Source organism: Cupriavidus sp. FW305-26, from assembly GCF_058787975.1.
Map to the genome: position 1 here is coordinate 1 of NZ_JBYTAH010000129.1, position 9,126 is coordinate 9,126.

Sequence of the window (9,126 nt, forward strand, 5' to 3'; positions counted from 1 at the left end):
CCACCTGCCCCTGCGGAGCCGCCCGCCGCCCCCTCCGGCAAACCTGCGCGTGGCAAGAGCGTGCAACCCGCACAGGCGGACGAAACCCTGTGCGCGCTCGCCGCGCAGCTGCCATCGAACCTGTACTTCGGCACATCCTCCTGGGCCTACCCCGGCTGGAACGGGCTGGTCTATGACGGCGAGTACGGCGACAGCCTGCTGTCACGCAAGGGCCTGGCCGCATATTCGCGCCATCCGCTGCTGCGTGCCGCCGGCATCGACCGCGGCTTCTACGGGCCGATCCCGCTGGCGGACTACCTGTCCTATGCCGCGCAGGTCCCCGACGGCTTCCGCTTCCTGGTCAAGGCGCCCGCCAGCGTCTGCGATGCCTGGCTGCGCGGCTCCGACGGCGCCGGCCGGCTGGCCAACGCTGCCTTCCTCGATGCCGAGATCGCGGTGCGCGACTTCATCGTGCCCGCCACCAGCGGGCTGGGCAGCAAATGCGGGCCGCTGCTGTTCCAGCTGTCGCCGATGGGTCCGCTGGCCGACAGCGCCGTGTTCCTGGAGCGGCTCGATGCCTTCCTGGGCGCGCTGCCGGCACTCGATCCGTCGATCACCCCGCATGCGTGCTACACGGTAGAGCTGCGCGACCCAGCACTGCTGACGCCACGCTATATCCGGCTGTTGCGCCGCCACGGGGTGCGCTTCTGCCTGTCGGCACGCGACCGCCTGCCGCCGGTGCCGCGCCAGGCCGCGGCGCAGGCGCTGATGGACGAGGAAGCGCCAGGCCCGCTGGTGCTGCGCTGGATGCTGCATGGGGGCCGGCCCTACGCCTACGCGGAAAAGCTGTACGCACCCTTCGACCGCATCGTCGACGACGACCCCGACACCCGCCATGCCATTGCCGATGTGGTGGCACGCACGCTGCGCGCGGGGCAGCCTGCCATCGTCATTGTCAGCAACAACGCCGAGGGCTGCGCGCCGCTGAGTTGCGTGCGGCTGGCCGAGTCGATCATTGCGAGGCTGGCGCGGTGAATCGCTTGCCGGCAGTGCACAGTGGCCGATAGGCCGCTCCCGCAGGCAACGGCCATCACCGCCTGAACACTTGTGCATAATATGCACAGCTGGAGGCCATGCGCTTGTCCCCACCCACGCGATCGGCTTGAATCGGGGCACCTTCCAACCGAGGAAGGATGGAGACGACGATGCCCCTTTCCACTACGGCGCGCACACCGGGCCGCGCCGCCCTGCCGCAGCTGCTTGATCCTGCCTCGATAGCCATTGTCGGCGCCTCGCGCGATACCAGCCGCATCGGCGGCGTGGCGCTGGACCACCTGCAGCGCCTTGGATACCAGGGTCAGGTGTATCCGGTCAATCCGCGCTATGCCGAGATCGCCGGCCTGGCGTGCTATCCCGATATCGAATCCGTGCCGCAGGTGCCTGACGTGGCGGTGCTGGAGCTCGGCGCGGACGAGGTGCTGCCGCAGTTGCAGCGCTGCCATGCCCGCGGCGTCCGTGCCGCCATCGTCTACGCCTCGGGCTTTGCCGAGGCCGGTGAAGCTGGTGCCGGGCGCCAGGCCGCACTTGCGGCCTTCGCCCGCGAGAGCGGCATGGCAATCGCCGGACCCAACTGCATGGGGCTGGCCAACCTGACCACGCGCGCCATCACCGCATTTGCCACCACGTTCCGCGCGTTCCCGCCGCAGGACGGCCCGGGTGCCGTGAGCCTGCTGACCCAGAGCGGCAACGTCTGCGCCATCGTCTACGCCACAGGAAGGCAGATGGACGTGGGCTTCCACCAGTTCATCAATACCGGCAACGAAGCCTGCCTGGACTATTCGGATTACCTCGACTACCTCGCGGACGATCCGCAAACCGCGGCCGTGGTCGGTTACGCGATGTTTGCGCAGGGAAACTAGGGTCGGCTTTTGGCGCCGACCCAGCGCCCGGTCCCTACTTCCTCAACTTGCCCCCAAACTGCTTTCGAAACTTGGCCAGTTTCGGCGAGATCACAAAGGCACAGTACCCCTGGCTCGGATGATCCTGGTAGTAGTTCTGGTGACTTGCCTCGGCGCGCCAGTACGGTTGCTCCGGCTCGACCTGCGTCACGATCGGCGCATCAAAGACCTTGGCGGCAGCCAACTCCCGCATCACGTATTCCGCCGTGGCCCGTTGCGCCTCCGAATGCGTAAAGATCGCCGACCGGTACTGCGGCCCCACGTCGTTGCCCTGCCGGTCCGGCGTGGTCGGGTCATGGATGGCAAAGAAGATCTCCAGGATCTGGCGATAGTTGATCACCGACGGATCGAAGGTGACACGGACCACCTCGACGTGCCCGGTATCCCCCTCGCAAACCTGCTGGTAAGTCGGGTGATCCACGTGCCCGCCGGTATAACCGGACTCCACCGCCACCACGCCATCGACCTGCTGGTAGACCGCTTCCAGGCACCAGAAGCACCCGCCCCCCAGCGTGGCCGTTTCAAGTCCATGTTCCATTTGCGCCGCCCCCTTGCGTTGTCGTCTGTGGTGTCACGGCCTCAAGCATAAGCGCAGATTGGCGCCCTTGCAGCAGATTCAGCCAGGCTGGCGCTGCGCCTCCAGCATCGCGCGCAGTTGCGGCTTGAGCACCTTGCCCAGCGCGCTGCGCGGCAGGTCCTCCAGCAGCACCACCTCGCGCGGCAGCTTGAAGCGGGCAATGCGCGTGGCCAGCAGTTCGCGCAGCGGCTCCGCGCCCAGCGCGTCGCGCGGCGCGCCCGGCGCGGGCACGATCACCGCCACCGGCACCTCGCCCCAGCGCGCATCGGCCACGCCGACCACCGCGCACTCCTGCACGCCGGGCAGGCCGGCCAGCACGTTCTCGATCTCGGCGGGATAGATGTTCTCGCCACCCGAGATGATCATGTCCTTGCTGCGGCCGACGACTTCGATGCAGCCGCCGGCATCGCGGTGCGCGAGGTCGCCGGAATGGAACCAGCCGTCGGGCAGGCCGTTATCAGGCTGGTTCCAGTAGCCAGCCATCACGTTGGCGCCGCGCACCCACAGCTCGCCAACCTCGCCCGGCGCCACCTCGGCACCGTCCGGACCGGCCAGCCGGACTTGCGCCTCCGGCTGCGGCCAGCCGGCATAGCCAGGCCGGGCCATCGCATCCTGCAGCTTCAGCACCACCGACACCGGACCGGTCTCGGTCGCGCCATAGACCTGCCCCAGCGGCACGCCGCGCGCATGGAAGGCCTCGATATACGACAGCGGGATGGTCGACGAACCTGCCATCACGCCGCGCAGCGCCGACAGGTCGGCCCCGGGCCAGCCGGGATGCTCAAGCACCGCGCGCAGCGTGGCCGGCACCATCAGCGACAGGCTCGGCCGCGCCTGCGCGACCGCGCCGAGCCAGGCGTCCGGCGCAAAGCGGTCGTGCAGCGTGACCTGCGCCCCGGCCAGCAGCGCCGGCAGCGTCTGGATGCACAGCCCGCCGACATGGAACATCGGCAGCACCGACAGCACGTGGTCGTCCGCGGTCATGCCGTGCGCCCACCAGCTGGCGCGCGCATTGGCCAGCAACCCGGCCTGCGTATGCACCGCGCCCTTGGGCTTGCCGGTGGTGCCGGAGGTGTAGGCCAGCAGCAGCGGCGCATCGTCCGGCACCGGCGCATGGGCCACGCCGAACGGCGCGGGATGGTCGATCAGCCGGTCGAGATGCGCGACCTGGCAGCCGCTGCCAGCCTCCTGCGCCAGCCCTGCATGGCGCTCGTCATGGAACAGCGCGGCCAGTTGCGCGTGGCCGGCAATGGTACGCAGCTCCGCCGGCGCCAGCCGGTAGTTCAGCGGCACGAACATCGCCCCGACACGCGCACAGGCGAACAGCAGCACCAGCTGCAACTCGTGGTTCAGGCACAGCGTGCCGACGCGGTCGCCCGCGCGGATGCCCCACGTCGCTGCCAGGTGGGCGCTGGCACGCTCGACGCGCCGCCACAGCTTGCCGTAGGTGAAGGTGCGGCCCAGGTAGTGCAACGCCGGCCGCCCCGGCGCCGCGGCGGCATGGCCATGCAGCATGGCCGGCAGCGCGCCTAGCCCGGCGGCGCCCGCGCGCATGGCGCGGCTGGCGGCGCTCATTCGTCGCGCTCGCCGGATTCGTACAGGGTCTCGCGCCCCATGCGGTCCAGGATCAGCTCGGCGGTCCAGGGCAGCATCAGCGCACCGCAGCGCGAGTCGCGGTAGAGCCGCTCCAGCGGCAGGTCCTTGAGCATCGACTGGCCGCCGCAGGTGCGGATCGCCAGCCGGGCGATGTCGTTGGCGCCTTCCATCACGGTGTAGTGCGCGGCGTACAGGCGCAGGCGCTCGTCCTTGGTCGGATTGGGCCTGGCCTCATGGATCACGCGCCAGAAGATCGAGCGCATGGTTTCCAGCTGGATGCGCATCTGCGCCACCGCGATCTGCTTGGTCGGGTACATGCGGCGCTTGACCGGCGGCTGGCCCGGCACCTCGCCGCGCAGGTACTGCACGGTGAAATCGTAGGCAGCCTGGGCTACGCCCAGGTAGGTCGGCGACAGCGTGAAGAACATTGCCGGCCAGGTCTGCGCGGCACGGTAGTAGACGCCGCGCGGCATCAGCTGCTCATGGTCGGGCACGAACACGTCCTTGAGCAGCAGCGTGCGCGATACCGTCCCGCGCATGCCCATCGGGTCCCACTCACCGGTCACGGTCAGCCCTTCCGCCTTGCCGGGCACGGCGATATAGAGCGTGTCGCGCATGTCGGGATGCTGGTCGCCGCGGTCCTCGGTGCACAGGATGCCGTAGTAGTCGGCCGCGCCCGACAGCGAGGCGAAGATCTTGCGCCCGTTCAGCACCCAGCCGCCCTCGACCTTGCGCGCGGTGGTGCCGAACGGCGCCTTGCCCGCGGCAGCGGCGGAGCCTTCGGAGAACGGCTGCGCATAGACCGCGCCATCGCGCACCACGCGCGAGAAATGCAGCTCGCGCCGGGCTTCGTGCTCGGCGCGCTGCTCAGGCGTCATGTCGATGCCGTCGGACAGCACGCCGGTCCACATGGTCGAGCAGATATGCATGTTGTACGTCAGCGCCGTGGCCCCGCAGAAGCGGCCGATCTCGGCGCCGACCATGCAGTAGGTGGCAAAGTCCGCGCCCTCGCCGCCGAACGCCTGCGGCACGCACAGGGCCAGCAGGCCGGCCTCGCGCAGGTCGGCATAGTTGGCGAAGGGGAAGCTGGCCTCGCGGTCCCAGGTGGCTGCGCGCGCGGCGAAGCGCTCGCGGCCGAGGCGGTTGGCCAGCGCCAGCAGGCGCGCTTGTTGCGGGGTAAAGTCCGCCGTACCGATGGCGGGAATGAAGTCGAGCTGTCCGGATGGCATGTCGCGGTCTCCTGTTTTCCTGCTCGCGCCGGATGCGGTGGCGGCGCTGCGGCGGTTCTTGTGTTGCGTTGCCGGGAAGCGGCGTGGTTCAGTGCACGGGGAAGCGCCGCTGCAGGAAATCCAGCACCGCTTCGTTGAACAGCGCCGGCCGCTCCATGCAGGCCAGGTGGCCGACATCCGGCAGGCAGCGGTATTCGGCGCCGGGAATGCGCTGCGCCATGCGCTCCATCACCTCGGGCGCGGCATTGGTGTCGTGCTGCCCGGCCAGCGCCAGCACCGGCACCGCGATGCGCGGCAGCGCGTCGCGCTGGTTGAAGCGCACCAGCGCGCCCAGCGCCGCGCGGTAGGTTGGCGCCGGCACCGCCGCCATCACCGCCGTGGCAAAGGCCACGGCTTGTGGCTCGGCATCGGGCGCGACCATGGTGCGCACCAGCCCGGCGGCCATCTCGGCCATGGTCCTGCCGGCGTCCAGCGGCGCGGTGCGCGCGGCGATGAAGTCGCGCTGCCAGGGCCCGTCGCCCTTGCCAAAGGCGGGCGAGGTGCCGGACAGCACCATGCCGTCGATCAGCGCGGGCGCGGCCGCGCAGGCCTGCTGCGCCACCATGCCGCCCATGCTGTGGCCCAGCAGCACCACGCGCCGGCCGGCGTCGCGCTCGGCCTGCAGCAGCGGCGCCAGCGCTTGCGCCAGCCCGTCGAAGTCATAGGGATCGATCAGGGCGCTGTCGCCGTAGCCGGGCATGTCCCAGGCCGCGGCGCGGTAGCCGGCCTGCGCCAGCGCCTCGCCCTGCGCGGGCCAGGCGGCCTTGCCGCCGCCGATGCCGTGCAGCATCACCACCGCCACCGGGCCATCGCCCCAGGCCAGCGTGGCGATGCCGTTGGCGTGGCGTTGCATCGTCGCGGTCGCGCTCATGCCGCCACCTCCACCAGCGTGCCCGCTTCCACCTCGTTGCGGCCATCCAGCGACACCGTGCAGTTGCGCAGCGGCAGGTCGAAATGGCCCAGCGTATGCCGCCCGGCGACCTCGTTGGCGCCGGTCGAGAACAGGAAGTTGCCGGCAAACGCGCGCAGCTCGGTGCCGTTGCAGTCGCGCTTGTCGTAGAAAGTCATCGCGTCCCAGCGCGCCAGCCGGTTCAGGCCCCAGCCCACGTGCGAGACCGCATACGCATCGCGCGTGCCTTCGCGATCGGCCCAGGCCTGGTAGTAGCCGCGCATCATGTCGGCGTCGACGCCCTGCCCCTCGACGCCGACGATGTAGTCGTCCTCGATATGGCAGACCACGGTATCGCGCAGGTAGGTCTTGAAGGTCAGGTTGACGTCGCCCGGCGCCAGCACCAGCGTGCCGTTGACCTGGCGGCTGGCCGGAAACGCCAGGCACAGCCCGCCGGGCCAGTGCGAGACCTGGCCGGGCTTGTTGCAGAAGCCCCAGACCCCGCCCACGCGGGCGTCGGCCAGGCCGATGCGCAGCTCGGTGCCGGCCGGCGAATGCACGCGCATCTCGCGCGCGCCGCGCAGGCGCTTCATGGCGGCGCGCACGGTGCCTTCCAGCGCCGGGGCGGGCTGGCAGCGTTCCAGGATCTCGGGATGTTCGTTGCTGACCATCAGCATGCGCGGCACGATGCCGTCGGCACCGCGCAGGATCAGCGGCAGTTCCGGCGCGTGCAGCAGGCCTTCCACCGTGCAGTCCAGCACCAGGTGACAGCGCGACAAGGCCGCCACCACCGGCGCGAGGCCCTGCAAGGCATCGCTGGCGCCGGTGGAGCGCACCGGCGCGGGCGCGCCAAGTGCCGGTGTCGGCACCTGGATCCGCACCGGGGTGGCGCCCAGCGACTGCACGGCCAGTTCGGCCAAGGCCACGTTGACAGGGCGGGATTGCGACTCCGTTACAATTCCAACGACTTCCGCACCCTGCAGGGCACAGAGTTCCAGCGTGCGCCGGAACGCCGCCAGCCAGCGGTGTTCGATCTGCTCGATGAGCATGACTTGTCTCCGGTTGTTCTTGTATGGCGGCAGGGCTCGCCTGGTTTTGTGCGCCAGCCAACGCCCGCATCGCGGATTGGTGGTCGCCGGGCTTGTACTCGATGCCCATGGCGCGAATAATATATATGAAATTTCATGAACTCCAGCGGAGCCCCCATGGGCATGCCTGAGGCCCAGCCACAGATCACCAGCGCCGCCGCACCAGATTTCGATGCGCAGCACTTCCGCCGCACCCTGTCGCAGTTCGCAACCGGGGTGACGGTGATCACTACGCGCGCCAGCGCCGCGTCGGTCGCCGCCGGCGCGCCGCCGTTCATCGGCATCACCGCCAGTTCGTTCAATTCGGTGTCGCTGGATCCGCCGCTGGTGCTGTGGAGCATGGCCACGCGCGCCAACAGCCTGCCGATGTTCCGCGACGGCACCCACTACATCATCAACGTGCTGTCGGCCTCGCAGCTGGAGCTGTGCCAGCGCTTCGCCACCCTCAAGGGCGACCGTTTCGCCGGCGTCGACTACCGGCTCTCGGCCACCGGCCTGCCGATCCTGTCCAATGCGCTGGCCTGGTTCGAATGCCACAACCGCAGCCGCTACGACGAGGGCGACCACATCATCTTCGTGGGTGAAGTCGAGCGCTGCGGCGTGCTCGATGGCAGCGACGGCCCGCTGGTATTCCAGGGCGGCCAGTTCACCACCACCGCCCCCCTCGACCTCTGAACGGCACCGGGCCCATCATGGCGGACCTGCCCGCGCAATCCCCCCTGCCCTTTGTCGATGGCTACCTGGCCTACCTGCTGGCCCGCGCCAGCCACCTGATCTCGGGCGAATTCCACCGCGAAGTGGAGGCCAGCGGCCTGTCCGTGCAGGAATGGCGCGTGCTGGCCACGCTGGCCGACCGCCCCGACTGCACCATCGGCACGCTCGCCGAAATCACGCTGACCAAGCAGCCGACGCTGACCAAGCTGGTCGACCGCATGGCCGCCGACGGGCTGGTGACGCGCCGCGCCGGCCAGGCCGACCGCCGCCAGGCGCTGATCTCGATCACCCCGCGCGGCCTCGCGCTGGCCCAGCCGCTGCTGGCACGCGCCGCCCAGCACGAGCGCGCAGTGCTGGACGACTTTGGCCCGCGCCAGGGCGCGCTGCTGAAAGAAGCCCTGCAGCAGCTGATTGCGCTGCATACGCAACGCTAGGCGCCCTCCGCCGCCTTCAGGATCGCCAGCGGCGAACTGTCCACCTTGATGCGCTGCAACACGATGTTCGAGCGGATATCCATCACGCCCTTGGTGCGGTACAGCCGGTTCACGATGAAGTCCGAGTAGTGCTTCAGGTTGCGCGCCTGCACCCGCAGGATGTAGTTGCTGTCGCCGGTGATGATGTACGCGGACAGCACTTCCGGCCACGACTGAACCGCGGCGATAAAGGTGTCGTGCCAGCCTTCCACATCATGGCGCATCGAGACCTGCACGATCGCCTCAAGCTCCAGCCCGAGCTGCTCGGCGTCGAACCAGGCGCGGTAGCCGCCGATCACCCCTGACTCTTCCAGCAGGCGCACCCGCCGCAGGCATGCCGAAGGCGACAGCGCCACGCGGTCGGCCAGGTCCTGGTTGCTGATGCGGCCGTTCTCCTGCAGGCAGGTCAGGATGCGCAGGTCGGTGGGATCGAGGTTCATTCGAATTTCCTTCGACTAATCATCAATTCTTCGCATTTTATGCGAAAGATGACCGCATCGACGGTCCATTTAGCAAGCCTCTTGCCGGCAATTTTGACTATGATTTCCGTCATCGAGGCAGACAACGACGGCGCCTTGCAAAGG

Annotated in this window: 9 protein-coding genes and 1 pseudogene; 4 read left to right on the forward strand and 6 right to left on the reverse strand. The window is 69.2% G+C overall.

The window, feature by feature from the left end; genetic code table 11:
• Together AC3WQZ_RS34850 and AC3WQZ_RS34855 are read left to right on the forward strand one after the other, a co-directional pair.
• Positions 1–1,014: DUF72 domain-containing protein (locus AC3WQZ_RS34850; protein WP_492294964.1), on the forward strand; the 1,014-nt coding region annotated here is incomplete at its 5' end.
• Positions 1,015–1,184: 170 nt separating this feature from the next.
• Positions 1,185–1,874 (forward strand): annotated as a pseudogene (locus AC3WQZ_RS34855) (CoA-binding protein); the annotation flags it as partial.
• Between the two features lie 58 nt (positions 1,875–1,932).
• Here the strand turns inward: AC3WQZ_RS34855 and msrA are convergent.
• The 5 genes from msrA to AC3WQZ_RS34880 all read right to left on the reverse strand — a co-directional run bounded on the left by msrA (position 1,933) and on the right by AC3WQZ_RS34880 (position 7,316).
• The gene (gene msrA, locus AC3WQZ_RS34860; protein ID WP_010813715.1) at positions 1,933–2,475 is read right to left on the reverse strand and encodes a peptide-methionine (S)-S-oxide reductase MsrA; all 543 of its coding nucleotides are present in this window, start codon (positions 2,473–2,475) and stop codon (positions 1,933–1,935) included.
• A 78-nt stretch (positions 2,476–2,553) separates the two neighbouring features.
• Positions 2,554–4,089, reverse strand: coding sequence for a class I adenylate-forming enzyme family protein (locus tag AC3WQZ_RS34865; protein WP_010813716.1), 1,536 nt, complete (start codon positions 4,087–4,089; stop codon positions 2,554–2,556).
• The gene (locus AC3WQZ_RS34870; protein WP_011615843.1) at positions 4,086–5,339 is read right to left on the reverse strand and encodes an acyl-CoA dehydrogenase family protein; all 1,254 of its coding nucleotides are present in this window, start codon (positions 5,337–5,339) and stop codon (positions 4,086–4,088) included. The genes AC3WQZ_RS34865 and AC3WQZ_RS34870 overlap by 4 nt, the downstream gene beginning before the upstream one ends.
• An 88-nt stretch (positions 5,340–5,427) precedes the next feature.
• Positions 5,428–6,249, reverse strand: coding sequence for an alpha/beta fold hydrolase (locus AC3WQZ_RS34875; protein WP_010813718.1), 822 nt, complete (start codon positions 6,247–6,249; stop codon positions 5,428–5,430).
• Positions 6,246–7,316, reverse strand: coding sequence for a 2,5-dihydroxypyridine 5,6-dioxygenase NicX family protein (locus tag AC3WQZ_RS34880; RefSeq protein ID WP_058696676.1), 1,071 nt, complete (start codon positions 7,314–7,316; stop codon positions 6,246–6,248). Before AC3WQZ_RS34880 ends, AC3WQZ_RS34875 begins: the two co-directional genes overlap by 4 nt.
• 156 nt (positions 7,317–7,472) lie before the next feature.
• Between AC3WQZ_RS34880 and AC3WQZ_RS34885 the strand changes: the two genes are divergently transcribed.
• Together AC3WQZ_RS34885 and AC3WQZ_RS34890 are read left to right on the forward strand one after the other, a co-directional pair.
• Positions 7,473–8,030, forward strand: coding sequence for a flavin reductase family protein (locus tag AC3WQZ_RS34885; RefSeq protein ID WP_010813720.1), 558 nt, complete (start codon positions 7,473–7,475; stop codon positions 8,028–8,030).
• Between the two features lie 17 nt (positions 8,031–8,047).
• Positions 8,048–8,503 (forward strand): MarR family winged helix-turn-helix transcriptional regulator, encoded by a 456-nt coding sequence (locus tag AC3WQZ_RS34890; RefSeq protein ID WP_058696677.1) that lies wholly within the window; start codon positions 8,048–8,050, stop codon positions 8,501–8,503.
• Here the strand turns inward: AC3WQZ_RS34890 and AC3WQZ_RS34895 are convergent.
• Positions 8,500–8,982, reverse strand: coding sequence for an Lrp/AsnC family transcriptional regulator (locus tag AC3WQZ_RS34895; RefSeq protein WP_010813722.1), 483 nt, complete (start codon positions 8,980–8,982; stop codon positions 8,500–8,502). The genes AC3WQZ_RS34890 and AC3WQZ_RS34895 overlap by 4 nt on opposite strands.
• Between the last annotated feature and the right edge of the window lie 144 nt (positions 8,983–9,126).

Coding starts and splice junctions, on each gene's coding strand:
- msrA (WP_010813715.1), bottom strand. CDS start 2,475: ATGGAACATGGACTTGAAACGGCCACGCTGGGGGGCGGGTGCTTCTGG.
- AC3WQZ_RS34865 (WP_010813716.1), bottom strand. CDS start 4,089: ATGAGCGCCGCCAGCCGCGCCATGCGCGCGGGCGCCGCCGGGCTAGGC.
- AC3WQZ_RS34870 (WP_011615843.1), bottom strand. CDS start 5,339: ATGCCATCCGGACAGCTCGACTTCATTCCCGCCATCGGTACGGCGGAC.
- AC3WQZ_RS34875 (WP_010813718.1), bottom strand. CDS start 6,249: ATGAGCGCGACCGCGACGATGCAACGCCACGCCAACGGCATCGCCACG.
- AC3WQZ_RS34880 (WP_058696676.1), bottom strand. CDS start 7,316: ATGCTCATCGAGCAGATCGAACACCGCTGGCTGGCGGCGTTCCGGCGC.
- AC3WQZ_RS34885 (WP_010813720.1), top strand. CDS start 7,473: ATGGGCATGCCTGAGGCCCAGCCACAGATCACCAGCGCCGCCGCACCA.
- AC3WQZ_RS34890 (WP_058696677.1), top strand. CDS start 8,048: ATGGCGGACCTGCCCGCGCAATCCCCCCTGCCCTTTGTCGATGGCTAC.
- AC3WQZ_RS34895 (WP_010813722.1), bottom strand. CDS start 8,982: ATGAACCTCGATCCCACCGACCTGCGCATCCTGACCTGCCTGCAGGAG.